The sequence below is a fragment of the Pseudomonas sp. NFACC46-3 genome (genome assembly GCF_900114515.1).
Lineage (GTDB): Bacteria > Pseudomonadota > Gammaproteobacteria > Pseudomonadales > Pseudomonadaceae > Aquipseudomonas > Aquipseudomonas fluorescens_Q.
Window position 1 is genome coordinate 55,112 of record NZ_FOTH01000003.1, and the last position, 26,412, is coordinate 81,523.

General features: G+C 61.9%; 24 protein-coding genes. 13 read left to right on the top strand and 11 right to left on the bottom strand.

Going from position 1 to position 26,412, the window contains the following annotated elements; all coding sequences use genetic code 11:
* Positions 1–55: 55 nt before the first annotated feature.
* The gene (locus tag BM300_RS05770; RefSeq protein WP_072346484.1) at positions 56–448 is read right to left on the bottom strand and encodes a hypothetical protein; all 393 of its coding nucleotides are present in this window, start codon (positions 446–448) and stop codon (positions 56–58) included.
* Between the two features lie 287 nt (positions 449–735).
* Here BM300_RS05770 and BM300_RS05775 point away from each other — a divergent pair, with 287 nt between their 5' ends.
* The 4 genes from BM300_RS05775 (at position 736) to BM300_RS05790 (ending at position 5,713) form a co-directional block, all read left to right on the top strand.
* The gene (locus BM300_RS05775; RefSeq protein ID WP_063325240.1) at positions 736–3,486 is read left to right on the top strand and encodes a response regulator; all 2,751 of its coding nucleotides are present in this window, start codon (positions 736–738) and stop codon (positions 3,484–3,486) included.
* Positions 3,487–3,552: 66 nt separating this feature from the next.
* Positions 3,553–4,542 (top strand): 2-hydroxyacid dehydrogenase, encoded by a 990-nt coding sequence (locus BM300_RS05780; protein ID WP_063324748.1) that lies wholly within the window; start codon positions 3,553–3,555, stop codon positions 4,540–4,542.
* 332 nt (positions 4,543–4,874) lie between these two features.
* Positions 4,875–5,309, top strand: a complete 435-nt coding sequence (locus BM300_RS05785) for a hypothetical protein (protein ID WP_092462300.1) — start codon at positions 4,875–4,877, stop codon at positions 5,307–5,309.
* On the top strand, positions 5,309–5,713 hold the full coding sequence (locus BM300_RS05790) for an META domain-containing protein (RefSeq protein WP_003204689.1): 405 nt from the start codon (positions 5,309–5,311) through the stop codon (positions 5,711–5,713). The genes BM300_RS05785 and BM300_RS05790 overlap by 1 nt, the downstream gene beginning before the upstream one ends.
* Positions 5,714–5,905: 192 nt before the next feature.
* On the opposite strand, the gene BM300_RS05795 is transcribed toward BM300_RS05790, so the two are convergent.
* On the bottom strand, positions 5,906–6,373 hold the full coding sequence (locus tag BM300_RS05795) for a TlpA disulfide reductase family protein (RefSeq protein ID WP_063324746.1): 468 nt from the start codon (positions 6,371–6,373) through the stop codon (positions 5,906–5,908).
* Between the two features lie 114 nt (positions 6,374–6,487).
* Between BM300_RS05795 and arsC the strand changes: the two genes are divergently transcribed.
* The 3 genes from arsC to BM300_RS05810 are packed head-to-tail and all read left to right on the top strand — an operon-like array spanning position 6,488 to position 7,861.
* A complete protein-coding gene (gene arsC / locus BM300_RS05800; protein WP_092462302.1) occupies positions 6,488–6,841 on the top strand; it encodes an arsenate reductase (glutaredoxin) in 354 nt (117 codons plus the stop codon).
* The gene (wrbA, locus tag BM300_RS05805; RefSeq protein WP_092145278.1) at positions 6,838–7,443 is read left to right on the top strand and encodes an NAD(P)H:quinone oxidoreductase; all 606 of its coding nucleotides are present in this window, start codon (positions 6,838–6,840) and stop codon (positions 7,441–7,443) included. Before arsC ends, wrbA begins: the two co-directional genes overlap by 4 nt.
* On the top strand, positions 7,436–7,861 hold the full coding sequence (locus BM300_RS05810; RefSeq protein ID WP_092145276.1) for a DUF2069 domain-containing protein: 426 nt from the start codon (positions 7,436–7,438) through the stop codon (positions 7,859–7,861). Before wrbA ends, BM300_RS05810 begins: the two co-directional genes overlap by 8 nt.
* A gap of 87 nt (positions 7,862–7,948) precedes the next feature.
* Here BM300_RS05810 and BM300_RS05815 read toward each other — a convergent pair whose 3' ends face one another.
* Together BM300_RS05815 and ttcA are read right to left on the bottom strand one after the other, a co-directional pair.
* A complete protein-coding gene (locus tag BM300_RS05815) occupies positions 7,949–8,623 on the bottom strand; it encodes a DNA-3-methyladenine glycosylase I (RefSeq protein ID WP_063324744.1) in 675 nt (224 codons plus the stop codon).
* Positions 8,624–8,704: 81 nt separating this feature from the next.
* A complete protein-coding gene (gene ttcA, locus BM300_RS05820; protein ID WP_063324743.1) occupies positions 8,705–9,529 on the bottom strand; it encodes a tRNA 2-thiocytidine(32) synthetase TtcA in 825 nt (274 codons plus the stop codon).
* Positions 9,530–9,945: 416 nt separating this feature from the next.
* On the opposite strand from ttcA, the gene BM300_RS05825 reads away from it, so the two are divergent.
* Positions 9,946–10,548 carry a Yip1 family protein gene (locus BM300_RS05825; protein WP_058542562.1) on the top strand — a complete coding sequence of 201 codons (603 nt, stop codon included), beginning with the start codon at positions 9,946–9,948 and terminating at the stop codon, positions 10,546–10,548.
* Between the two features lie 172 nt (positions 10,549–10,720).
* Positions 10,721–11,215 (top strand): SprT family zinc-dependent metalloprotease, encoded by a 495-nt coding sequence (locus BM300_RS05830; protein WP_003204703.1) that lies wholly within the window; start codon positions 10,721–10,723, stop codon positions 11,213–11,215.
* A gap of 49 nt (positions 11,216–11,264) precedes the next feature.
* On the opposite strand, the gene BM300_RS05835 is transcribed toward BM300_RS05830, so the two are convergent.
* Positions 11,265–12,446 (bottom strand): CaiB/BaiF CoA transferase family protein, encoded by a 1,182-nt coding sequence (locus BM300_RS05835; protein ID WP_092462304.1) that lies wholly within the window; start codon positions 12,444–12,446, stop codon positions 11,265–11,267.
* A 304-nt stretch (positions 12,447–12,750) separates the two neighbouring features.
* Positions 12,751–14,103 carry a dicarboxylate/amino acid:cation symporter gene (locus tag BM300_RS05840; RefSeq protein ID WP_092223575.1) on the bottom strand — a complete coding sequence of 451 codons (1,353 nt, stop codon included), beginning with the start codon at positions 14,101–14,103 and terminating at the stop codon, positions 12,751–12,753.
* 333 nt (positions 14,104–14,436) lie between these two features.
* Here BM300_RS05840 and BM300_RS05845 point away from each other — a divergent pair, with 333 nt between their 5' ends.
* On the top strand, positions 14,437–15,435 hold the full coding sequence (locus tag BM300_RS05845) for an AraC family transcriptional regulator (protein ID WP_092145270.1): 999 nt from the start codon (positions 14,437–14,439) through the stop codon (positions 15,433–15,435).
* A gap of 163 nt (positions 15,436–15,598) precedes the next feature.
* On the opposite strand, the gene BM300_RS05850 is transcribed toward BM300_RS05845, so the two are convergent.
* The 3 genes from BM300_RS05850 to BM300_RS05860 form a co-directional block, all read right to left on the bottom strand.
* A complete protein-coding gene (locus BM300_RS05850; protein WP_092345587.1) occupies positions 15,599–16,945 on the bottom strand; it encodes an ATP-binding protein in 1,347 nt (448 codons plus the stop codon).
* Positions 16,942–17,619 (bottom strand): response regulator, encoded by a 678-nt coding sequence (locus BM300_RS05855; RefSeq protein ID WP_092345589.1) that lies wholly within the window; start codon positions 17,617–17,619, stop codon positions 16,942–16,944. Before BM300_RS05855 ends, BM300_RS05850 begins: the two co-directional genes overlap by 4 nt.
* Before the next feature lie 104 nt (positions 17,620–17,723).
* Positions 17,724–18,323, bottom strand: a complete 600-nt coding sequence (locus tag BM300_RS05860; protein WP_092145266.1) for a hypothetical protein — start codon at positions 18,321–18,323, stop codon at positions 17,724–17,726.
* A gap of 147 nt (positions 18,324–18,470) precedes the next feature.
* On the opposite strand from BM300_RS05860, the gene BM300_RS05865 reads away from it, so the two are divergent.
* A complete protein-coding gene (locus BM300_RS05865) occupies positions 18,471–19,262 on the top strand; it encodes a dienelactone hydrolase family protein (protein WP_092145264.1) in 792 nt (263 codons plus the stop codon).
* Positions 19,263–19,483: 221 nt separating this feature from the next.
* Positions 19,484–20,209, top strand: coding sequence for a 4'-phosphopantetheinyl transferase family protein (locus BM300_RS05870; protein ID WP_218190626.1), 726 nt, complete (start codon positions 19,484–19,486; stop codon positions 20,207–20,209).
* 26 nt (positions 20,210–20,235) lie between these two features.
* Here the strand turns inward: BM300_RS05870 and BM300_RS05875 are convergent, their stop codons facing one another.
* Positions 20,236–21,846 (bottom strand): ATP-binding protein, encoded by a 1,611-nt coding sequence (locus BM300_RS05875; protein WP_063324735.1) that lies wholly within the window; start codon positions 21,844–21,846, stop codon positions 20,236–20,238.
* On the bottom strand, positions 21,843–22,565 hold the full coding sequence (locus BM300_RS05880; RefSeq protein ID WP_092145260.1) for a response regulator: 723 nt from the start codon (positions 22,563–22,565) through the stop codon (positions 21,843–21,845). The genes BM300_RS05875 and BM300_RS05880 overlap by 4 nt, the downstream gene beginning before the upstream one ends.
* An 875-nt stretch (positions 22,566–23,440) precedes the next feature.
* On the opposite strand from BM300_RS05880, the gene BM300_RS05885 reads away from it, so the two are divergent.
* A complete protein-coding gene (locus BM300_RS05885) occupies positions 23,441–26,332 on the top strand; it encodes a ribonucleoside-diphosphate reductase subunit alpha (protein ID WP_063324733.1) in 2,892 nt (963 codons plus the stop codon).
* Positions 26,333–26,412 lie beyond the last annotated feature (80 nt).

The following is a 26,412-nucleotide window of genomic DNA, read 5'->3' on the forward strand; positions in this document are numbered from 1 at the left end:
GTCTGATGGGGGGACCTTACACATGGAGGCGCCCCCCTACCCTCAACATCCAAACCTATACCCTCTGGACGTCAAATATCCCATCGACTTTTTGGTGATCCGAGGTCTTCACATCAAAATGACCTCTGTACTTGCTTTTCGTCTCGATGGTGTCAAGGGTCAAGGCTCCGGTTGCCGCCTCCCCCTGGAAACCGTAGAACGACATATATATCCAGATACCATGTTCCTTGATCTCATAGGTACCAGGTGCTGTCAGTGAGCTGAACTGCACGATGACAATACCCTCCCCTATGAGCCCCACAATGGAGTGACCGGGTTGATCCAGGATATGAACATCCTCGGTTTTCGTAACCTGTCCATTAAGCGAGATAGTTATTGAGCCTTTCGCATCAAGTCGGGGTGCAATCTTTACAGCTTTCAATCTTTCTTCTGCATGCTTGGTATTCATGTTGTTCTCCCGTTGTTTCTATGCAGTTCAACGAGACCGAGCTTAAACAGAAGAACAAAAACAACACCTGTCAACGTTGACAGGCCCGACCGAAGGTCCGATGGGCGAGTCTGAGCGGACACAGGCCCGGAGGTTGCTTGCCAGGTCATTACAGGACTGGCAGTACGGATGCGCGGGCAGGCATGATTTTTACGAAGATTGCCCGCCCGCAAATCGCTACACTGCGCAGGTATTGCATGCCGGATGCGTGCAAGTTCAATCAAACCCGCTGGATGCAGGAGACAAGTGTGCTCAAGAAACTGGGAATCAAAGGCCGCGTGCTGTTGCTGACCCTGTTGCCAACCAGCCTGATGGCGCTGGTCCTGGGCGGCTATTTCACCTGGATGCAGCAATCGGAGCTGCATGCCCAGTTGTTGCAACGCGGTGAAATGATCGCCGAACAACTTGCTCCGCTGGTCGCCCCAGCCATGAGCCGCCAGGACATCGATCTACTGGAGCGCATCGCCACCCAGTCCCTCGAACAGGCGGACGTGCGCGCCGTCACCTTCCTCGCCCCCGACCGCGTACCACTGGCCCACGCCGGCCCGACCATGCTCAACCGGGCGCCGGAGGGCAACAGCACGCAGCTACTGCAACGCACTGGCAACGACGCCACGCGCTACTTGCTGCCGGTATTCGGCAAGCACCGCAACCTGGCGGGCGAACTGATTCCCGAAGAAGCCGACCGCCTGTTGGGCTGGGTCGAGTTGGAGTTGTCCCACAGCGGTATGTTGCTGCGCGGCTATCGCAGCCTGTTCGCCAGCCTGCTGCTGATCGCCGCTGGCCTGTGTCTGACCGGCTTGCTGGCCCTGCGCATGGGCCGCACGATCAACCGCCCGCTGAGCCAGATCAAGCAGGCCGTGGCACAACTCAAGGACGGCCACCTGGAAACCCGCCTGCCGCCGCTGGGCAGCCAGGAGCTGGACGAATTGGCCTCGGGCATCAACCGCATGGCCAGTACCTTGCAGAACGCCCAGGAAGAATTGCAGCACAGCATCGACCAGGCCACCGAGGACGTGCGCCAGAACCTGGAAACCATCGAGATCCAGAACATCGAGCTGGACCTGGCTCGCAAGGAAGCCCTGGAAGCGAGCCGGATCAAGTCCGAGTTCCTGGCGAACATGAGCCATGAAATCCGCACGCCGCTCAACGGTATCCTCGGCTTTACCCACCTGTTGCAGAAAAGCGAACTGACCCCGCGCCAGCTCGACTACCTGGGCACCATTGAAAAATCCGCCGACAGCCTGCTGGGGATCATCAACGAGATCCTCGACTTTTCGAAGATCGAGGCCGGCAAGCTGGTGCTCGACAGCATTCCGTTCAACTTGCGCGACCTGCTGCAGGACACCCTGACCATCCTCGCCCCCGCCGCCCATGCCAAGCAGTTGGAACTGGTGAGCCTGGTCTACCGGGACACGCCACTGTCGCTGGTGGGCGATCCACTGCGCCTCAAGCAGATCCTCACCAACCTGGTGAGCAACGCCATCAAGTTCACCCGCGAGGGCACCATCGTCGCCCGGGCCATGCTCGAAGACGAGCACGAAGACAGCGTGCAGTTGCGCATCAGCATCCAGGACACCGGCATCGGCCTGTCCAACCAGGATGTGCGGGCGCTGTTCCAGGCGTTCAGCCAGGCTGACAATTCGCTGTCGCGGCAACCGGGGGGCACCGGCTTGGGCCTGGTGATTTCCAAGCGCCTGGTGGAACAGATGGGCGGGGAGATCGGCGTCGACAGCACACCGGGCGAAGGCTCGGAATTCTGGATCAGCCTGCGCCTGCCCAAGACCCGTGACGATGCCGAGGACCTGCCCGGCCCACCGTTGCTGGGCCGGCGTGTAGCGGTGCTGGAGAATCACGAACTGGCCCGCCAGGCCTTGCAGCACCAGCTCGAAGACTGTGGCCTGCAAGTGACGCCGTTCAACACCCTGGAAAGCTTGACCAACGGTATCACCATCGCCCATCAGACCGATCAGGCGATCGACCTGGCCGTGCTGGGCATCACCAGCAACGACATGCCACCGGAGCGCCTCAACCAACACATCTGGGACCTTGAGCACCTGGGCTGCAAAGTACTCGTGCTGTGCCCCACCACCGAACAGACCCTGTATCACCTCTCGGTGCCCAACCCTCACAGCCAGCTCCAGGCCAAGCCGGCCTGCACCCGCAAGTTGCGCCGCGCGCTTTCCGACCTGGTCAACCCGCGCCCGACCCGCAGCGACCCCCACGAACCGGTTTCCAGCCGCGCCCCGAAAGTGCTGTGCGTGGACGACAACCCGGCCAACCTGCTGCTGGTGCAGACCTTGCTCGAAGACATGGGCGCCAAGGTGCTGGCCGTGGAAAGCGGTTATGCGGCGGTCAAGGCCGTGCAGAAGGAAACCTTCGACCTGGTCTTGATGGACGTGCAGATGCCCGGCATGGACGGTCGCCAGAGCACCGAGGCGGTCCGCCAGTGGGAAAGCGAGCGGCACTGCACACCGCTGCCGATCGTCGCCCTCACCGCCCACGCCATGGCCAACGAAAAGCGCGCCCTGCTGCAAAGTGGCATGGATGATTACCTGACCAAACCCATCAGCGAGCGGCAACTGGCCCAGGTGGTGCTCAAATGGACTGGCCTGGCCCTGCGCAACCAGTCACCGGAGCGCAGCGGCGATGCCCCGGGCGGCAGCGAACTGTTGGTGCTCGATCACGAAGAAGGCCTTCGCCTGGCCGCCGGCAAGGCTGACCTGGCGGCGGACATGCTGGCGATGCTGCTGGCCTCCCTGGAAGCCGACCGCGAAGCGATCCGCCAGGCCATCGAGGCCAACGATCACAACGCACTGATCGAACGCGTCCACCGCCTGCACGGCGCCACCCGCTACTGCGGCGTACCGCAATTGCGGGCGGCCTGCCAGCGCAGCGAAACCCTGCTCAAGCAACAGGATCCCAAGGCCGCCGACGCCCTGGAAGAATTGGAGCGGGCCATCAACCGCCTGGCCAGCGAGGCGCGTATCAGCGCCTGATCCAGGGCAATGGCGACCGGAGCGATGGCGGTTAAGCTGGGTCTATTCCAATGCCAGGAGGCCGCCATGCGCGTGATTTTTTTCAGCAGCCAGACCTACGACCGCGACAGTTTCACCAAGGCCCCGACGCCCGCAGGCCTTCAATTGCAATTCCAGCCCGCCCGCCTGAACCTCGACACCGTGGCCCTGGCCGAACGGCATGAAGTGGTGTGTGCCTTCATCAACGATGACCTCAGCGCCCCGGTGCTGGAGCAACTGGCCGAAGGCGGCACGCGGCTGATTGCCCTGCGCTCGGCCGGCTACAACCACGTCGACCTGCTCGCCGCCCAGCGCCTGGGCTTGAGCATCGTCCGGGTGCCGGCCTACTCGCCCCATGCCGTGGCCGAACATGCCGTGGCATTGATCATGGCCCTCAATCGCTGCCTGCACCGCGCTTACAACCGCACCCGGGACGGCAATTTCAGCCTTCATGGGCTGACCGGGTTCGATCTGGTGGGCAAGACCGTTGGCGTGATCGGCACCGGGCAGATCGGCGCGACGTTCGCACGGATCATGGCAGGCTTCGGCTGCCAGTTGCTGGCCTATGACCCCTACCCCAACCCGCAGGTCGAAGCCTTGGGCGCCCGCTACCTGCCCTTGGCCGAGCTGCTCGCGCAGGCGCAGATCATCAGCCTGCATTGCCCGCTCAATGAACAAAGCCGACACCTGATCAATGCCCAATCGCTTGCTGCGATGCAACGCGGCGCCATGCTGATCAATACCGGGCGTGGCGGCCTGGTGGACACACCGGCCTTGATCGAGGCGTTGAAAAGCGGCCAGCTGGGCTATCTGGGCCTGGATGTCTACGAGGAAGAAGCCCAGCTGTTTTTCAAGGACCGCTCCGACCTGCCCTTGCAGGACGACGTGCTGGCCCGGCTGTTGACCTTCCCCAACGTGATCGTCACCGCTCACCAGGCGTTCCTGACCCATGAAGCCTTGGCGGCGATTGCCATGACCACCCTGGACAACATCGCCGCCTGGGCAGCCGGCACGCCGCAAAACCTGGTGGATGGCTGATCCGCTCTAGCCAGCCCCCCCTGTAGGAGCTCGCTCACACAGGGACTTTGGTCGAGCTCCAATTTCGGCTTCACACAAACCCAATGTGGCGAGGGAGCTTGCTCCCGCTGGCCTGCGAAGCAGGCCTCTGCATTTTTTCAGCCGGACCGCATGATCCGGTTGGCGACTGCTGCGCAGCCGAGCGGGAGCAAGCTCCCTCGCCACGGGTTGTGGGTTGTCTGGGCTGACGCCATCGCGAGCTCGCACAGGGATGGAGTTTCGTCGGTCAGATCCCTTATGGAGCATCCAAAGCCATGCCCCGTGCTAGCATGTCGCGCCTATTTGGAGGACCCATGGCCGAACACGATTTCCGCTACACCCTGATGAATCCCCAGCACACCCTGACCGAAGTCCGCGCCCTGGCGCCAGGCCGCTATCAGGTCACCGGCAATGGCGGTTCGATCCAGGCCAACGATGTGCTGCTCGTCACACTCAAGGGCAGCAAGGATTTGTCCATGCGCCTGACCGTGGACACCGTGCGGCACCTGCTCAAGCCCATGGGCCAGTGGACCGCCATGACCACCGGCCCGGTGTTCGGCGAGCTGGCGATCCATACCTGGCAGGTCAACTGCGACGGTTGCGCCAAGGAACTGAGCTTCGAATTCGCCGTCGACGCCAAGCTCGGCGTCAAGGCCCAGAAACCGGCGGCCAGCGCGCGCATCGCCGAGTTGGGCTGGACCACTGTCGGTGAAAAACACCTGTGCCCGAAATGCCAGGAAACCGCCTGATGAAACGTTTGGCCCTGTCCGCGTTGATCGGCATGAGCCTGATGGGCTGTGCCGCTGAACCTGTACAGCTGCAACATAACCGCAGCTACATCCTGGAGTGGATCGGTGAACGGCCATTGATGGACTACAGCCACCTGACCATCACCCTTGGGGATGACGGTCGCGCCTATGGCAATGGCGGCTGCAACCACTGGTTCGCGCCCTATACCCTGGAAGGCCACCGTTTGAGCTTCGGCAAGATCGGCAGCACGCGCAAACTCTGCGCCCCGGCGGTGATGGAGCAAGAAACGCGCTTCTTGCAGGCCTTGGAAAAGGTCGAGCGCTGGGACATCTCGCCCATCGAGCAAATACGCTTCTGGCCGGCCCAGGGCAAGCCGCTGCGGTGGTGGTTGGAAGAGGGCTGAGGCCTCCAGACACACCCGGTTGGACCAGGGACATGGTTAACCCTGTGGCGAGGGAGCTTGCTCCCGCTGGGCTGCGAAGCGGCCCCCGGATGCACCTGTCACTTTGATGTTTCAGGCGGAATGCAGGGGCCTGCTGCGCAGTCCAGCGGGAGCAAGCTCCCTCGCCACACAAGCCCTCAGCCATGACAGGGGTTATTTGAACGCCTGCAACGCTTCAAGCTTGGCCATCACCCCCGCCGCCGTCTGCTCCCCCAGCAACTGCTCGCGCACCTTGCCCTTGTTGTCGATGATGTACGTCACCGGTAGCCCTTCGCTGCGAGGAAGGTCGAAGATCTCGGCCGGATCCCGGGCCAGCACCGTGAAGCGAATCCCCATCTTGTCGCTGGCGCTCTTGAGTTCTTCGCCCTGCACCTGGTCGAAGTTGACCCCGAATACACCGACGTTGCGCCCCTTGAGCTGTTCGGCCAAGGCATTGAATTCCGGGATTTCGGTACGGCATGGCGCGCACCATTCGGCCCAGTAGTTGAGCACCACCCATTGCTTGTCCAGCCGCTGCGAGGCAATGGCTTGGCCGTTCTGGTCCACGCCGTAGTCGTTCCCGCAGCCGGCGAGCAACAAAATGCCGATAAATGTCAGTGCCGCCGTCAATCGCCTTGCCATGTGCCAATCCTTGTCTGAATGTGAACGCTGCTGCGACCCGTCGCCTCTCTCAGGTGCTAGGGGCTTCGCGGCACAGTAGAATAGCCGCCACCTTACGCAAGATGCGACCCACTCATGACCGATCTGACGCTTTATCACAACCCGCGCTGCTCGAAATCCCGCGGTGCGCTGGAACTGTTGGAGGCCCGTGGCCTGACGCCCACCGTGGTCCGCTACCTGGAAATCCCGCTCGACGCCGCGCACCTGGAGCGTCTGCTGGGCAAGCTCGGCATCACCGCCCGGCAATTGCTGCGCACCGGCGAGGACGAGTACAAAGACTTGAACCTGGCCGACGAAAGCCTGAGCCAGGCCCAGTTGATCGCAGCCATCGCCGCCCACCCGAAACTCATGGAACGGCCGATTCTGGAAGCCGGGGAAAAGGCCGTGATCGGCCGTCCGCCGGAGAAGATCCTGGAGATCCTGCCGTGACCACACCGTACATCCTGGTGTTGTATTACAGCCGCAGTGGCGCCACCAACGAAATGGCCCGGCAGATCGCCCGTGGTGTCGAGCAGGCCGGGCTGGAAGCCAGGTTGCGTACGGTGCCGGCCATTTCCGCCGAGTGCGAAGCGGTTTCGCCAGACATCCCAGAACAAGGCCCGCTCTACGCCAGCCTCGATGACCTGAAGAACTGCGCTGGCCTGGCCTTGGGCAGCCCGACCCGTTTCGGCAACATGGCCGCGCCGCTCAAGTACTTTCTCGACGGCACCAGCAACCTGTGGCTGACCGGCGCGCTGGTGGGCAAACCGGCCGGGGTGTTCACCTCCACCGCGAGCCTGCACGGTGGTCAGGAAACCACCCTGCTGTCGATGATGCTGCCACTGCTGCACCACGGCATGCTGATCACCGGCCTGCCCTACAGCGAATCGGCCCTGATCGACACCCTGGGCGGTGGCACGCCTTACGGCCCGAGCCATCACGCCGGGGCCGACGGTAAAAGCGGCTTGAACGAACATGAGGTTGCCCTGTGCCGCGCCTTGGGTTTGCGCCTGGCGAAAACCGCCCTGTTGCTGGAGAACGGCCGTGGCTAAGAAGCCGAAGATCCTGCCTTCGATCCAATGGCTGGAACCGCGCGTACGCATCGCCCGCGCCCTCAGCCTGCTGTGTTTTTTCGTCCTGGTGGGGCTGCTCAGCGCCTATTACCTGCTGATCGCCGACCTGCACGGCGCGCGGCCCTGGGTGATTCTGCTGATCGAACTGGTGCCGCTGCTGATACTCGCGCCCGGCATGCTCAGCGGCAGCGCCCGCGGACACTCGTGGATGTGCTTCGTGGTGAACCTGTATTTCATCAAGGGCGCACTGGCAGCCTATGACCCGAACCGGCAACTGTTCGGCGTGCTGGAAATGGCGGCGAGCGTGGCGGTGTTCTGCTCGGCGTTGTTGTATGTGCGGTGGCGGTTTCAGTTGAATCGACGGTTGGCGGGCGAGGGAGATGTCTCCGTCGCCTGATACACCGCTATCGCGAGCAAGCTCGCACACAGGGTGCCATCGAGTCCCTGTGGGAGCGAGCTTGCTCGCGATGGCCGCAACGCGGTCTCAATGATTCACGGTATACGCCAGCATCATCGATATCTGGCTCATGGGCCTTCCCCCGCTCTCTTCATGCCACTGGTTGAAGGCATTCTGCACCGTCGCCAGGTCCCGCTGGCTGGTGGGGACTTTGTCGATGATGTCCTGGGCATTGAGCGCGGCCACCACGTCATAACTGGGCACGAAGGTGTCCTTGCCCATCATCCGCAAAAAGCGCGGCGCCGACAGGCCGCCCAGTTGATGGCCGCGTTTTTTCAGGTACGTCCACAGGCCGACGATGTCGGTCACTGGCCAGTCGGCGACCAGTGCGGCGAAGCTGCCCTTTTCGTGGGCCACGTCCAATATCAGTTGCGCGTTGCGCGGTACGCTCTTGAGCTTGCCCAGATGGCGGATGATCCGCGCGTCCTGCATCAACCGCTCCAGGTGCTCGGCGCTCATCAGCACGACTTTCTCCGGATCGAACTTGAAGAACACCTCTTCGAACGCCGGCCACTTGGCGTCCACCAGGCTGTGCTTGAGCCCGGCGCGGAACACCCGCAGCGCCATGGTCGAAAGGTAGCGGTCGTCGCCGATCTTGCGCAGTTGCGCCGGGGTCTTGGGAACCGGCAGGTGGGCTTCCAGTTCAGCCGCCGAACCGAAGCGGTTCAGACAATACTCGTGCAGCCACTTGTAATCGCGCATGCCCTCTCCTGGGGTCGGAAATGAAAACGGCGCCAGTGGCCCTTATAGCCATTGGCGCCGTGAATAGAGCGGTTGGCGCCGTCAGAGGTTCACCACGTTGACGAACCGCGGCGTGGCGTTTTCGTCGATGCGCAGGTTGGTGAAGTCGAACAGGTTGCGGTCCGCCAGTTGCGACGGAATGACGTTCTGCAAGCCGCGGAAAATGCTCTCGGTACGGCCCGGCGTCTTGCGCTCCCACTCCTGGAGCATTTCCTTGACCACCTGACGTTGCAGGTTTTCCTGGGAGCCGCACAGGTTGCAGGGGATGATCGGGAATTGCTTGAAATCCGAATAGGCCTGGATGTCTTTCTCGCTGCAATAGGCCAATGGCCGGATCACCACGTTGCGCCCGTCATCGGCTCGCAGCTTGGGCGGCATGGCCTTGAGCGAGCCGTTGTAGAACATGTTCAGGAAAAAGGTCTCGACGATGTCGTCGCGATGGTGCCCCAGGGCCATCTTGGTTGCGCCGATCTCGTCGGCGAAGGTGTAGAGCGTTCCGCGCCGCAGGCGTGAGCACAGCGAACAGGTGGTCTTGCCTTCGGGAATCAGTTCCTTGACCACCGAATAGGTGTCTTTCTCGACGATGTGATATTCCACACCCAGCGATTCAAGGTAGGCCGGCAGCACATGCTCGGGGAACCCGGGCTGCTTCTGGTCCATGTTTACCGCAACGATGTCGAACTTGATCGGCGCAACCTTCTGCAGATGCATCAGCACATCGAGCAAGGTGTAGCTGTCCTTGCCGCCGGACAGGCAGACCATGACCTTGTCGCCGTCCTCGATCATGTTGAAATCGGCGACCGCCTCACCGGCCAGGCGGCGCAGGCGCTTTTGCAGTTTGTTCTGGTTGACCGTAAGAGTGCCCATGACGCGAAATCCGTGAGGTGTGACGAAAGGGCGGCATTTTACGCAAAAAACCTCCCGTATGGCACCGCCCCCCTGTGGCGAGGGAGCTTGCTCCCGCTGGGGTGCGAAGCAGCCCCGAAAATGTATGTATCACCGCGGTGCCGGACAGAACGCAGGGGCCTGCCGCGCAGTCCAGCGGGAGCAAGCTCCCTCGCCACATGAATCTCTTCGCCTGAGAATTACGCATACAGATCAAGCCGCGATTAACCTGCTCCTTTACAGCGCGATTTGCTCTAAGCCCCCCATCCCCCTTGGGGTGACTCCTTTCTATACTGCGACATAAGGTCGCACACACTTACAGACCTTTACTTACCCGGCCATTTGGCCCGTAGGCGCTCCGTTGGGGGGCGATGGCAATAACAAAGGAGTGACTGACTATGATCCATCATGTCGTGGGGCTCTTTACCCACCCTGATCAAGAATGGAAAGAAATCCGTGGCGATCAGGAGGAAAGCATCAGCCACATGTACCTCACCCATACGCTGATCCTGGCGGCCATTCCCGCGGTATCGGCGTTCATCGGCACCACGCAGGTGGGATGGGTCATCGGCAATCGTGCACCGGTCATGCTCACCCAGGAAAGTGCACTGTGGATGACCGTCATGTCGTACCTGGCCATGTTGGGCGGTGTGGCAGTGATGGGCGCCTTCATCCACTGGATGGCCCGAACCTATGACGCCAACCCGAGCCTGGCCCGTTGCGTCGCGTTCGCCACCTACACCGCGACACCGTTGTTCATCGGCGGCCTGGCGGCGCTCTACCCGCACATGTGGCTGGGGATGATCGTCGGCACGGCGGCGATCTGCTACACGGTCTACCTGCTGTATGTGGGCTTGCCGACGTTCATGAACATTCCCCAGGACGAAGGTTTTCTGTTTTCCAGTTCGGTGCTCGCCGTAGGCCTGGTGGTGCTGGTAGCCATCATGGCGTTCACGGTGATTGTCTGGGGGCTCGGCGTCGGCCCGGTCTATACCAATTGAAGGATTGAAACGGTCCCAACAGTACCCTCCAATAAAAACAGGATCTGCCGACACAGGCCGCCGCAAGGCGGCCTTCCTGTGTTTGAGCCGCTCGACACGACCGCTGGGCGCCTGGACGATTCGCAACGGCCGACGCTTGCGGCATACTCGGGCTTCTGGAGACCCGTAAAGCATGCTCGAGCAACTCAATACCCGCGTCGAAGAGTGTTACCAACAAGCCGAATCCTTTTTCAAACGTCCTTTCAAACGCCCAGTGGTCAGCTTCAAATTGCGTGGCCAAAAGGCCGGCGTTGCGCACCTGCATGAGAATCTGCTGCGCTTCAATCCACAGTTGTACCGGGAAAACGCCGAAGACTTCCTCAAGCAGACCGTCGCCCATGAAGTCGCGCACCTGATCGCCCATCAACTGTTTGGCGAACGCATCCAGCCCCATGGCGAAGAATGGCAACTGATCATGCGTGGGGTGTACGAACTGCCGCCCAACCGCTGCCACACCTACGAAATCAAACGCCGCAGCGTGACCCGCTACATCTACAAATGCCCCTGCGACGGCAGCGACTTCCCGTTCTCGGCCCAGCGCCACAGCCTGGTGCGCCAGGGGCGGCGGTATTTGTGCCGAAGCTGTCGCAATACCTTGGTGTTCAGTGGAGAAACCCGGGTGGAATAGCAGGCTTTTGTGATGTCTGGGCTGGCCCGCGAAGAGGCCCTAAAGGGCACTACAAAATCACCTTGGCATCCCGCAATTGAGCGATCCGCTGCGCACTGAACCCCAACTCCCCCAACACCTGATCCGTATGCACCCCCAATCCCGCGCCAATATGCCGAGGCTCAGGCAACCCTCCGGAAAATCTCAACGGACAAGCCATCTGCGCCTGGCTTGAACCATCGCCCCGGGGCACCTGTGTCACCAGCGCCCGAGCCTGTAACTGCGGATGCCGAACAGCTTCCTCCAGGCTCAGGACCGGCTCGACGCAGGCATCGATCCCGGCAAACAGGCTGCACAGCTCGGCAAAATCGCGTTTTTCAAACTCGGCTTGCAGCGCCTGCTTAAGAGCGTGCTGTTGTTCAGGCTTGGGCGACAACCCGAGGGCCGCCAGTTCCGGCCGTCCCAAAGCCTCGCACAACGCCTGCATGAACACCGGTTCCAGGCTACCCACCGACATCCAGCGACCATCGCGGGTGCGGTAATAGTCATAGAAGCTGCCGCCGTTGAGCATCTGTTTTTCCCGCCCCGGCTCGACACCGCAGGCCAGGTAACCGGCACCGGCCATGGCGTTGAGGCTGAACACACAGTCAGTCATGCTCACGTCAAGATGCTGCCCCTGACCGGTTTGCTGGCGGGCGATGACCGCCGCCAACAGCCCGATCACCCCATGCAACGAACCTCCGGCGATGTCCGCCGCCTGGATCCCCAGCGGCAACGGACCGCTGTCGGCGCGGCCGGTGTGGCTGGCCAGCCCCGCCAGGGCCAGGTAATTGATGTCGTGACCGGCGCGGTCCTTGTAGGGCCCGGTCTGGCCGTAGCCGGTGATCGACACATAGATCAGCCGCGGATTGATGGCTTTCAAGGCTTCGTATCCCAGGCCCAACCGCTCCATCACGCCGGGGCGGAACTGTTCCAGCAGGATGTCGTAGTCCTCCAGCAATTGCGTGACCACCGCCAACGCTTCCGGTTGTTTGAGGTCCAGGGCCAGGCTGCGTTTGTTACGGTTGAGGTAGGCGTGGCTGGCCGAGGAGCCCTGATCATGGGGCGGCAGCACCCGCAGCAGGTCCTGGCGGGTCGGCGACTCGATGCGCAACACCTCGGCCCCCATGTCTGCCAGCAACAGCGAGGCAAACGGGCCGGGCAGCAGGGTCGAGAAATCCAGAACCTTGAGCGATGCCAGTGGGCCTTGCATAGCGATCTCCGGTAGGTGATGGCTAAAGACTAGGCAGGGGTTGGTGGTAGGGCAATCACCGCAGGTGCCAGTCTGGATGACCATTGCGCTCAGCGTGAGAGCTCTTGTGGCGAGGGAGCTTTCTCCCGCTGGGCTGCGCAGCAGCCCCCCCGCCATTTGTCTGAGGCACCGCGGTGGCAGATACATCTTAGGGTCGCTTCGCAACCCAGCGGGAGCAAGCTCCCTCGCCACAGAAGCCTCCTCGACGGAAGAGTTCTTCCAATAAAAAACCCGCCGAAGCGGGTTTTTCATTACAGCCTGAAGTTTACTTCACAGTGACTGGAGCAGAGGACTCAGCCGCTGCAATCTGCGCCGCCGCGATCTGCTCGTCATCTTCACGGACATCGGCGATACCACGACCACCGGAAGCCAGCTCGGTCTGCAACTGGTCTTCGTCCAGTTCCTTGACCCACTTGGCAACCACGATCGTGGCAACGGCGTTGCCCACCAGGTTGGTCAGGGCGCGAGCTTCGGACATGAAGCGGTCGATACCCAGAATCAGTGCCAGACCGGCCACCGGCAAGGTGCCCACGGCCGACAGGGTGGCCGCCAGCACGATGAAGCCGCTACCGGTTACGCCAGCCGCACCTTTGGACGACAGCAGCAGCACCAACAGCAGGGTGATCTGGTGAGTCAGGTCCATCGGGGTATCGGTGGCCTGGGCGATGAACACCGCGGCCATGGTCAGGTAGATCGAGGTACCGTCGAGGTTGAACGAGTAGCCAGTCGGGATGACCAGGCCTACGACCGACTTCTTGGCACCCAGGCGCTCCATCTTGATCAGCATGCGTGGCAGGGCCGATTCCGACGAGGAAGTGCCCAGCACGATCAGCAGTTCTTCACGGATGTAGCGGATCAGCTTGACGACGCTGAAGCCGTGGGCGCGGCAGATGGCGCCCAGTACTACCAGCACGAACACCACGCAGGTGATATAGAAGCAGATCATCAGCTGGCCCAGTTGCACCAGCGAACCGACACCGTAGGCGCCGATGGTGAAGGCCATGGCACCGAACGCACCGATCGGCGCCAGCTTCATGATCATGTTGATGATGATGAACATCACATGGGCGAAGCGATCGATGAAGTCCAGTACCGGCTTGCCGTAGGCACCCAGGCGATGCAGGGCGAAGCCGAAGAGCACCGAGAACATCAGTACTTGCAGGATGTCGCCGTTGGCGAACGCGCCGACGATGGTGTTCGGGATCACGTTGAGAATGAAGGCAATGATGCTCTGGTCTTTACTGGCGCTGATGAAACCGGCGATCTTGCTGGTGTCCAGAGTCGATACGTCAATGTGCATGCCGGCGCCCGGCTGCACGACGTTGACCACCACCAGACCGATCAGCAGGGCGATGGTGGAGACAATTTCAAAGTACAGCAGCGCATAGCCGCCGGTCTTGCCGACCGATTTCATGTTCTGCATACCGCCGATGCCGCTGACGACGGTACAGAAAATGATGGGGGCGATGACCATTTTGATCAGTTTGATGAACCCGTCACCGAACGGCTTGAGGGCAACACCAGTCTGCGGGTAGAAGTGGCCGAGCAAAATGCCGATGGCAATGGCTACGATCACTTGGAAATACAAGGATTTGTACAGTGGCTGACGAGTCGTCATGGCAAACCTTCCTCAAGAGTCCCGTTTGACGACTTCCACCTGTCGTCCACGGCACCTCAATTGCGAACCCTCCTGCACTGGAGGGATTTGTTTTTTGTCGGCTGCACGCGGCAGACCTGTGTGCTGTATCGCAAGGCTCGTGCCATTTTTCGGAAAACCCCTACAAGCGCTGTCGCAGAAGGGTTCTGGAATTATTCACGAGTTAAACACGGCCGTGGAATGTGGCGGATTTCCGCCCACGGGGTGTTTATCACTCCGGGATTTGGCGGATATCCGCCTTGTCGGGCCGCAGTGCCCTGCTACCATCGCCCGCTTAACGGACGGATTCCAGCCATGCGCCAACGCACGATCGCCAGCCACTTCGCCCGCGCAGCCTTGGGCGGCGCGCGCCGGCAAGGCTTCGACTATGTTCCTGTGCTGCAACAGCTGGGCATCAGCCCAGAGCTGTTGGATGAGCCGCGCGCGCGGATTGCGCCCGAGCAGTTCGCGCGCCTGTTGCAGGCGCTGTGGCTGGCATTGGGGGACGAATACCTGGGATTCGGTAGGGCTGCGAGTAAACCCGGGACGTTTGCCATGATGTGTCACGCGTTGATCCACTGTCGGACCCTGGGCAAGGCCCTTCAACGCGGCTTGCTGTTCTACAGCCTGTTCCCCGACGCGCCGAGCCTGACCCTGGAAGCCGAAGGCGAGCGAGTGCGGCTGGTGCTGGACGATTCGACGCTGTGGGACCCGGATCATTTTCTGACTGAAAGCTTGCTGGTAGTCTGGCATCGCCTGGCCAGTTGGCTGATCGGCCAGCGTATCGGCCTGGAACAGGCGACTTTCGGCTACACCAAACCCGCCCACGGTGCCGAATACGACTTACTTTTTTCCTGTCCACTGGTGTTCGAAGCGCGCAGCAGCAGCCTGTTGTTCCACAGCCGTTACCTGGACATGCCACTGCTGCAGGACGAACGCACCCTCAAGCATTTCCTCGAACGCTCCCCCGCCGACCTGCTGTCGCGCCCGGACGATGGCCATAGCCTGAGCAGCCAACTGCGCCGCCTGCTCAGCCGCGACACCGCCCGCTGGCCCGACCTGGACACCGTCGCCGGCCATCTGCACATCAGCCCGCAGACCTTGCGCCGGCATTTGCGTGAAGAAGGCACCAGCTTCCAGGAACTCAAGGATCAGCTGCGGCGGGATATCGCCATCTACCACTTGGGGCGTGCGGACCTGTCGTTGCAGCAGATTGCCGAGCAGTTGGGTTTCTCCGAACCATCGGCGTTTCACCGGGCGTTCAAGAAGTGGACGGGGCTGACGCCAGGGGCTTATCGGGAGCAGGAGAATTGAGTGGTGACATCCAAATCCTGTGGGGAGCCCGCCGGCCCCTGTGGCGAGGGAGCTTGCTCCCGCTGGGCTGCGAAGCGGCCCCAAGAACTTGCGAGCGCTGCGCACTCGAGCGGGAGCAAGCTCCCTCGCCACAAAGGCCGGCAACCCCACCGAAGTATTCCAGTCAAACCACCGGAAAATGAATCCGGAACGCCGCCCCGCCCAGCTCTGAATCCCCCAGGGTCAACTTGGCGCCGTAGCTCTCGATGATGTCTTTCACCACCGCCAGTCCGATCCCCTGCCCCGGATGCTGGCGATCCAGTCGCTCGCCCCGCTGGAGAATCCGCGCACGTTGATCCGGTGGCACGCCCGGCCCGTCGTCCTCGACACTCAACTCCGTACCGCCAAGGGTCTGGTGCACGCTGACGCGCACCTCGCCCAGGCACAGCCGATAGGCGTTTTCCAGCAGGTTGCCGAGCATCTCCAGCAAGGCGCCCTGTTCGATCGGCACCTGGCAGTGCTCCGGCAGATCGAAACTGACATTGACTCGTTTGTCGCGATAGACCTTGTCCAGGGTGTCACACAGGCTTTGCAACACCGGGCGCAAGCGTACCTGATGGCGCACCAGCCCGCTTTTGCGCAGGCTGGCGCGCTGCAACTGGTAGCCGATCTGCTGGCTCATGCGCTCGATCTGGGTTTGCAGCACCCAAGCCTGTCCACGGTCCTCCGGGCGTCGGGCCATGTCCTCGCTGACGCCCTGCAACACCGCCAACGGGGTCTTCAAGCTGTGGGCCAGGTCATCGAGGGAATCGCGATAACGGCTGCGTTGCTCCCGCTCGCTGTACAGCAGGCGGTTGAGGGAGCCGGTCAGGCGCAACAGTTCCCGGGGATGCTCGGTACTGAGGCTTTCCCGGGCCCCGCTTTCGATTTCGTCCAGTTCCTGGCTCAGGCGCCGCAGCGCCCGAAGGCCCCAGGTCAAGCCGATCCACAACAGCGCCAGCAACACCAACAGGGCCGCGCCAAAGCCCAGGTACAGATTGTCCCGCAGGCCCTGCAGGGTCACCTCATAGTCGCGCACCGGTTGCAAGGTAACGATGCTGAACGCCGCGCTCTGGCCGCCGAGCAGCTTGATCTCGACGTCATAGACAAAAAACTCCTGGCCGTCGTTCTCGCGAATGCGCGCGAACTGGTTGCCCTGGCCGTCATAGCGTGGCGTGTAATTGATGTTTTCTTCCTGGGTCGCCTTCGAGCGCCAGACCAACCGCCCCTCGCGATCGTAGATGTAACCCAGCAGGCGGGCATCGGCGAGGTTGAAGCGCTCATCGGGCAACTGCGCCGGCATCCTCAAGCGGTTGTTTTCCACTCGGGCGGCGGAAATCAGCGTGGTCACGTCCGAAGCCAGGCGTTGCTCGATGGATTCCTGCAGCGCCAGGCTGAACGCGCCTTGCATGGCCGGCAACAAGGCCAGCATGAACAGCACCGCCAGGGTCATGGCGGCCAGCATCAACCGCAGGCGAAGCGAACGAATCACTGGCAGCGCTCGTTGAACAGGTAGCCCAGGCCGCGCACGGTATCGATCGGCTTGAAGCCCGCCGGCGCTTCCAGCTTACGGCGCAGGCGCCCGACCAGCACTTCGATGACATTGGGATCACGCTCGTCGTCATCGGGGTAAAGCTGCTCCATCAAGCGGTCCTTGGCCACCACCTGCTGGTGATGGCGCATGAGGTATTCGAGGATGCGGTACTCGTAGGCAGTCAACGCCAGCGGCTCCTCATCGAGGGACGCCTGCTTGCGGTTGAGGTCGAGCAGCAACGGACCGGCGACGATGGTCGATTGGGTAAAACCGCTGGAGCGGCGCAACAGGGCGTTCAGCCGGGCCTCCAGCTCTTCGAACTGAAACGGCTTGACCACGTAGTCGTCGGCGCCGGCGGCCAGGCCTTCGACCTTGTCCTGCCAGTTGCCGCGGGCGGTCAGGATCAGGATCGGAAACGTCTTGTCCTGCGAGCGCAGCCGGCGGATCAGCTCCAGCCCGCTGATGCCCGGCAAGCCCAGGTCGATCACCGCCAGGTCATGGTTGAATTCCCGAACCTGGTACAAGGCCTCGTCGGCATTGGCCACGGCCTGCACCACATGGCCGCTGTCGGTGAGACGGGTTTGCAGGTGGTGACGCAACAGCGCTTCGTCTTCGACGACCAGTAATTTCATGGAGCCTCTCCCAGGCAAATCAAACAATCCAGTGCGGCGCACTTCAACGAAAGGCGCCGGATCGTCTTCGACCGATCCGGCTGGATACGCTCACCATCAACCGCTTAGAACGTGTAGTTGGCGGACAGGTAGGTCTGGGCGCTGCTGGTCAGGTCCAACGAGCCAACCTTATCGCCACCGTGCGGGCTCATCTCGGTGCTGGCGTTGCTGCGCAGGTAACGGTAACCCAGTTCAACCGAGGTGTTCTGCGAAATTTGTTGCAGCACGCCCCCTTGCAAGCCCACTGCGTAGCCAATGTCGCTGTCGCGGCTGAAGCCGGGAGAATCCTGGGTCAGCTTGGTCAGGCCCGCCGTGCCGCCACCGAACAGCTTGGTGCTGCTGGTGACCGGATAGAACACATCGTAGCTGCCCAGCAGGTTTTCCTGGCGCAGCTTGATGCCGTTGTGGGTGCCCGAGACGTTGTCGTAGGTGGCGTAGTAGCGGCCCTGGTCGTTTTGCTTGCCCAGTCGCAGGCCATACGTGGTGTCCTTGCCGATGACGCCGTCGGCGTTCGGGTTGTTCAGGGCGCTGTCCAAGGCGCTGGATTTCTTCACCTTGTCGCTGGTCTGGCCGAGGGTCAGGCTGGCGAAGTTGTCATCGGCGTGGGCCAGGGCGCTGGCGCCCAGCACGGTGAAAGCCAACAGCAGTTTTTTCATAGCAGTCATGATCAAGTTCCTTTGCAGCGTGGGTGAATTGTGAAGTCGCCGTCACCTTAACCAGCGATACCTGAACCCCCCTTGAACGTTCTCTGAACCTTCGCTGAATGAATCGGCTAGAGTGTCCTGTCTCAGCACTTTTTAAGGAGATCCATCATGCGCAGGCTGCTTGCTGTTGTACTTCTGGCTATTAGCGGCGTGAGCCAAGCCGCCATCCAGACCCAGGAGCTCCCCTACACCAGTGCCGACGGCACCAAGCTGATCGGCTATTACGCGTATGACGACACCGTCAAGGGCCCGCGCCCGGGCGTGGTGGTGGTGCATGAATGGTGGGGGTTGAACGACTACGCCAAGCGCCGTGCCCGTGACCTCGCCGGCCTGGGCTATAGCGCCCTGGCCATCGACATGTACGGCGACGGCAAGAACACCGAGCACCCCAAGGACGCCATGGCCTTCATGCAGGCGGCGCTCAAGGACGGCAAGGCCGCCAGCGCACGCTTCCAGGCGGGGTTGGACCTGCTGAAAAAACAACCCCAGACCGATCCGGATAAACTCGCTGCCATCGGCTACTGCTTCGGCGGCAAGGTGGTACTCGATGCGGCGCGCCAGGGTGTGCCGCTGGCCGGCGTGGTGAGCTTCCACGGTGCGCTGGTGACCAACACCCCGGCAACACCTGGCAGCGTCAAGGCCAAGGTGCTGGTCGAGCATGGCGCCCTGGACAGCATGGTCACCCAGGACAACGTCACCGCGTTCAAGAGCGAGATGGACAAGGCCGGCGCCGACTATAAATTCGTCAGCCTCGAAGGCGCCAAACACGGCTTCAGCAACCCCGATGCCGACCGTTTGAGCCACGGCGAACATGGCGGGCCGGACATTGGCTACAACAAGGAAGCCGATGAGAAATCGTGGGCGGATATGCAGAAGTTCTTCAAGAAAGTTTTTGACTGACGCATAACCCTGTGGCGAGGGAGCTTGCTCCCGCTGGGCTGCGCAGCAGCCCCAACAGCAGCGATGCGTTCAATCTGATACTCCGAGCTGTCAGATTCAGGACTGCTTCGCAGCCCAGCGGGAGCAAGCTCCCTCGCCACAGAAGCTTCTTTTCCACTCACTTGCGCCACTCAGGCTTGCCCCACTACCCAGCCTCCCGTCAACCCGGCAAAATGCCGGGCATGAAGACACTCCCCACCCTGCCCGCCTGTTGCTCGCCTCTGGATGAACACTGGCTTTTGCCCGATGCGCTGCCCGATACGGTGCTGCTGAGCACCCGCTTCGACCCGTTGCTGCTGGTAGGCACCGACTTCCCCGACAGCGCCATCGAACCACCGGCGAGCATCCAGCGATCAGTGGCCAAGCGTCAGGCTGAATTCCTGGCCGGGCGGATCTGCGCCCGGGCGGCATTGCAGCGACTCGACGGCCTGGCCTGCGTGCCGGCCATCGGTGAAGACCGCGCCCCCGTGTGGCCGGCCCATGTCAGCGGCTCGATCACCCACAGCACGGGCCGGGCCGCGGCCATCGTCGCGAAAAAAGACCACTGGCAAGGCTTGGGCATGGACGTGGAAAACCTGCTCGACCCCGAGCGCGCCGAGCGCCTGGCCGGTGAAATCCTCACCTCGCCGGAGCTGCTGCGCATGGCAACGCTTGCGCATGACGACCGCGCCTTGCTGGTCACCCTGACCTTTTCAGTGAAGGAAAGCTTGTTCAAGGCGCTGTATCCCATCGTCAGGCAGCGCTTTTATTTCGAGCATGCCGAAGTGCTGGAATGGACACACGACGGACAGGTGCGACTGCGGTTGCTGACGGACCTGTCGGCCGAGTGGCGTCATGGCAGCGAACTGCAGGCGCAGTTCGAGGTGAAGGATGGGCAGCTATTGAGCCTGGTGGGGATCAAAGCCTGAGAGTTGTGGGTTTGGGAGCCCACCTATCAAGACCTGTCCTGATGCCTCGGCCAACTCAGGCTGAAACAGGCGCCACCCAGGCTCTTGCTCTTGCCGATCAACGCCCGACCGTCATGCCAGTGGATAATCCGCCGCACGATCGACAGCCCCAGCCCATGGCCGCCCGACGCCCGGGCGCGGCTGTCATCCAGGCGCAGGAAGGGCTTGAAGATCCGCTCCCATGCCGCCTCCGGCACACCAGGCCCGTCGTCCTCCACATCCACCCGACAGCGCAACTGGCCCACCTGATAGCTGACGGTGACCCGGGAACTGGCGTGACGCATGGCGTTGCCCACCAGGTTCTGCAGGGCCCGATGCAGAAAGCGTGGCTCGGCCTCGACCCAGGCGCCGTCGCAATCGACGGCCGACAGGCATAGACCGCGCTCGACCGTGATCCCGGCCCGCAACGGCCCCAATTCATCGATCACTTGATTGACCAGCGCATCCAGGTCCACCCGCTGGAAGTTCAGGGCCGGTGAACCCTGTTCCAGCCGCGCATAGGTGAGCATTTCGTCCACCAGCCGATCCAGGTCTTCGATGTCGTGGTCCATGCCCGCCAGGTATTTGTCCCGGGCCTGGGGCGTGGTGGCGCTCCCGAGCATTTCCAGGCCGAAGCGCAGGCGCGCCACCGGGGTACGCAATTCGTGGGACACCGCCCGCACCAGCTCGCGCTGGATGGCCAACAATTGCTGCAAGTGCTCGGCCATGCCGTTGAACGCAGCGGCCAGCCGCCCAACCGAGTCGGCACCTCGGGCCGGTACCCGGGTTTCCAGGCTGCCCTGGGCGATCTGGGTGGCGGCCGACTCCAGGCCGCGCAAGCGCCGCTCCAACTGGCGCACCAACAGGTAGACGATCAAGCCGATCAGGCTCAAGCCCAGCGCCGCGATCAGCACCAGCCATTGCGGCGGATAAGGGTTCATCTGGTACAGCGGACCAATCTCCAGCACCCACGGCGTGCCGACCATGCCGGCGAAGACCCGGATGGAGTCGCCGCCCTTGCCCAACGCCATCACCGTATCGCCCTCGGACACACGACGGCGCTGGTCTTCATCCATGTCCGCCTGCTCGGCGGTCATGAGTCGCAGATCGAAACCAAAACCTTTTTCCTGCGCCAGTTGCGCCAGCCGCTTGGGTTGTTCGGCCACCGGGGAACGCACCAGCTCGTCGGCCAACAGATAGATGGTCGCGCGGGCCAGTTGCTCACTGATCTGCTGGACTTCACCCACCAGCATCAACTGTTCGCCATCGCTGACCAGCCGGTAGACCTTCGCCGCATGGGGTCCGGTCTGCTCCACCAATGCCTGGCCACGCAGTACGCGGGTGCGCTGGCCGAGGTCGAGGTCGGTCTGGGCAAAGGTCTGCAACGCCAGGGGAATGCCCAGCAGGCGCTCCCATACCAGCAACGCCCGCCGCCGTTCGGTGTCGTTCATCGGCCGCAGGTTGTCGGCCATCAACGAAAACGTACCGTGGGCCAGGCGCTCGCGGTATTGCTCGCTGCGGGTCTGGTTGAGCAGGTGCAGGGCCAGTACGCCGAGGACCGCCACCAGCACCAGTGCGGCACACATGCCGCCATAAATACGCAGGAAGATCGAGTTCACGGTGTCGGGTCTACGCAGGCTTCAGGAACGAACAGGTAGCCTTTGCTGCGAATGGTCTTGATCAGCCGTGGATGGTCCGGGTCATCGCCGATCTTGGGGCGGATACGCGAAATGCGCACGTCGATGGAACGGTCCTGGCCGTCATAACCGATGCCGCGCAAAGCGGTGAAGATTTCTTCCCGGGACAGGATGCGCCCGGCATTGGACACCAGCAGCCACAGCAGGTCGAATTCGGCGCTGGTCAGCTCGATACCGTTGCCCTGCAACCAGGCTTCGCGCAGGGCGTCGTCGACCACCAGCGGGCCGAATTGCAGGCGTCGCTGCTTCTGCGCGACGCTCGGCTCCGGTTCGCTGCGCCGCAGCAGGGCCTGGATACGCGCCAAGAGCAAACGCGGGCGAACCGGCTTGCAGACATAATCATCGGCGCCCAGGTCCAGGCCCTGGATCTGATCGGTGTCGTCGGTGCGGGCGGTGAGCATGAGGATCGGCCCGTCATAATGCCCGCGCACCTTGCGACAGATGCTCAGGCCGTCTTCGCCGGGCAGCATCAGGTCGAGGACCACCAGGTCCGGCTGCTCAGCAATGATCCGCGCCGCCGCCACCGCGCCGTCGCCTTCGATGGCGACACGCAACCCGTTGCTTTCGAGGTACTCCCGGGTCAGCTCGGCCAGACGCTGGTCATCCTCGACGATCAATACCTGCCAGGCTTCTTGTTCCATGGGGGCCTCGTTTTGTTATGAAAATAAAGGACCGGATGGCCACAACCCTTGCAGAAGGATCACTACCCCGTGGCGAAGGAGCTTGCTCCCGCTGGGCTGTGAAGCGGCCCCTGTTTTTTGCGATTGCTGCGCAATCGAGCGGGAGCAATCTCTGGCCACAACAGTGTTCATTCCAGAGATTCGAATACAGCCTCCTCTTTTTGTCATATCAAAGGAGGATAAACATGCCAGCACACCGGTCGATTGTATAAACGTCGCACCCCTAGAAAACAAGCGGACAAATGCGTTCGGTCGAAGCAGGTTTTATGTGGTAACGTCCGCGCCCGCAAAAAACCATCGGGCAGTTTTCAGACCGTTGAAACCGATGAAAAAAGGTCCACTCCAGCTAGGTCGCGGCCTACAGAGCAGTTCCACGTTTCGCACACAAATTACGCACAGGCTTATCCACAGGTAGCACGTTGCATACCCCCCAAAAACGCATTATCTTGTAGCCCGCCGCGCAAAAAACCCTACATGTAGGGTTTCAGGCCAAAAACCAAACACAAGTCGGGCAGAGAATTCAAGCGCTTTTCTTGCTTCTGTCCAGCTGAAACACCGTATTTCCCCAAGCCCAGACCGCCCCTGCGGATGGCAACTGTTTCAAGGTCGAAAACGACCGAAACGGTACGGGTGTTGCAGTCAATTGCTGCCACCCCGGCAACCCGGTTTCGAGCCCCGCTCGCAACCTGAGAACTTCGGATGGAAGCGGCATTAAACGCCTGCTTCCTACTGTCCCGAAGTTGTTATGCCCGGCGCCAGTCGGTTGTAGTGCTTCAGGACGGAACGGTGGGCACCGTGATGGTGCCCAAACAAACATAGAGAACGTGGAGACACCCATGCACACCGACACAACTCGCGAGAACCCGCAGGGCACCGCGCCGCTGGCCGCCGATTCGAACCCGGATCTGTCCGCCACCGCGCCGGGCCAACTGCGTGTGATCAAGCGTAACGGCACTGTCGTTCCTTACACCGATGACAAGATCACCGTCGCCATCACCAAAGCGTTCCTCGCAGTTGAAGGTGGCACAGCTGCCGCTTCGTCGCGAATCCACGACACCGTGGCCCGCCTGACCGAACAGGTCACCGCGACCTTCAAGCGTCGCATGCCCTCGGGCGGCACCATCCACATCGAAGAAATCCAGGACCAGGTCGAACTGGCCCTGATGCGTGCCGGCGAGCAGAAAGTGGCGCGCGACTACGTGATCTACCGTGACTCCCGCGCCAAGGAACGTGCGACCCGCTCCCCGGCCGACGCACCGGTCCAGGCCCACCCTTCGATCCGCATCGCTCGCGCCGACGGCAGCCTGGCGCCGCTGGACATGGGCCGCCTGAACACCATCGTCACCGAGGCCTGCGAAGGCCTGGAAGAAGTCGATGGCGACCTGATCCAGCGCGAAACCCTGAAGAACCTCTATGACGGCGTTGCACTCAAGGACGTCAACACGGCCCTGGTGATGACCGCGCGGACCCTGGTGGAACGCGAGCCGAACTACTCCTTCGTGACCGCCCGCCTGCTGATGGACACCCTGCGTGCCGAAGGCCTGAGCTTCCTGGAAGTCGCCGAGAGCGCGACCCACCACGAAATGGTCGACCTGTACGCCAAGGCGCTGCCAGCTTATGTTGCCAAGGGTATCGAGTTCGAATTGCTGAACCCGGTCCTGGCCGAATTCGATCTGGAAAAACTCGGCAAGGCGATCAACCACGAGCGCGACCAGCAGTTCACCTACCTGGGCCTGCAAACCCTGTATGACCGTTACTTCATCCACAAGGATGGCGTGCGTTTCGAACTGCCACAGATCTTCTTCATGCGCGTGGCCATGGGCCTGGCGATCGAAGAGAAGCAGCGCGAAGACCGTGCGATCGAGTTCTACAACCTGTTGTCGTCCTTCGACTACATGGCCTCGACCCCGACCCTGTTCAACGCCGGTACCCTGCGTCCACAGCTGTCGAGCTGCTACCTGACCACCGTTCCGGATGACCTGTCGGGCATCTACGGCGCGATCCACGACAACGCCATGCTGTCGAAATTCGCCGGTGGCCTGGGCAACGACTGGACCCCGGTTCGCGCATTGGGCTCGTACATCAAGGGCACCAACGGCAAATCCCAGGGCGTGGTGCCGTTCCTCAAAGTGGTCAACGACACCGCCGTCGCGGTCAACCAGGGCGGCAAGCGCAAGGGCGCGGTCTGTGCCTACCTGGAAACCTGGCACATGGACATCGAAGAGTTCATCGAGCTGCGCAAGAACACCGGTGATGACCGTCGTCGTACCCACGACATGAACACCGCCAACTGGATCCCTGACCTGTTCATGAAGCGTGTCTTCGACGACGGCAAGTGGACCCTGTTCTCGCCATCCGAAGTGCCGGACCTGCACGACCTGACCGGCAAGGCTTTCGAAGAGCGCTACGAGTACTACGAAGCCCTGACCGAGTACAACAAGATCAAGCTGTTCAAAGTCGTCCAGGCCAAAGACCTGTGGCGCAAGATGCTCTCGATGCTGTTCGAAACCGGCCACCCATGGCTGACCTTCAAGGACCCGTGCAACCTGCGTAGCCCGCAGCAGCACGTGGGCGTGGTCCACAGCTCGAACCTGTGCACCGAGATCACCCTGAACACCAACAAGGATGAGATTGCGGTCTGCAACCTGGGCTCGATCAACCTGCCGAACCACATCGTCGACGGCAAGCTGGACACCGCCAAGCTGCAACGCACCGTGAACACTGCCGTGCGCATGCTCGACAACGTGATCGACATCAACTACTACTCGGTGCCACAGGCGAAGAACTCCAACTTCAAGCACCGTCCGGTCGGCCTGGGCATCATGGGCTTCCAGGACGCACTGTACCTGCAGCACATCCCGTACGGTTCCGATGCCGCGGTCGAATTCGCCGACAAGTCCATGGAAGCGGTCAGCTACTACGCGATCCAGGCTTCCTGCGACCTGGCCGACGAGCGTGGCGCCTACGAGACGTTCCAGGGGTCGCTGTGGTCCCAGGGCATTCTGCCGCTGGACTCGCAACAGATCCTGATCGCCCAGCGCGGCCAGAAATACATCGACGTTGACCTGAACGAATCCCTGGACTGGGCACCGGTTCGCGCCCGTGTGCAGAAAGGCATCCGTAACTCCAACATCATGGCCATCGCACCGACCGCCACCATCGCCAACATCACCGGCGTGTCGCAGTCGATCGAACCGACCTACCAGAACCTGTATGTGAAATCGAACCTGTCGGGCGAGTTCACCGTGATCAACCCGTACCTGGTTCGCGACCTCAAGGCCCGCGGCCTCTGGGACTCGGTCATGATCAACGACCTGAAGTACTACGACGGTTCGGTGCAGCAGATCGAACGCATCCCGCAAGAGCTCAAAGCCCTCTACGCCACCGCGTTCGAAGTGGACACCAAGTGGATCGTCGACGCCGCCAGCCGTCGCCAGAAGTGGATCGACCAGGCTCAATCGCTGAACCTGTACATCGCCGGTGCTTCGGGCAAGAAGCTGGACGTGACCTACCGCATGGCTTGGTACCGTGGTCTGAAAACCACTTACTACCTCCGTGCCCTGGCCGCGACCAGCACCGAGAAGTCGACCATCAACACCGGCAAGCTGAACGCTGTTTCCAGCGGCGGCAACCACGGTGACGATTCGGTCCTGGCGGCTCCAGCAGGCCCTGCGCCAGTGCCAAAGGCCTGCGCGATCGACGAGCCGGATTGCGAAGCTTGCCAATAAGCTGAGTGGGTGGGCGTGTAAAGGCGCCGACTGAAGAAGCCTCCGATAGACCGCTGGTTTATCGGGGGTTTTCTTTTGCC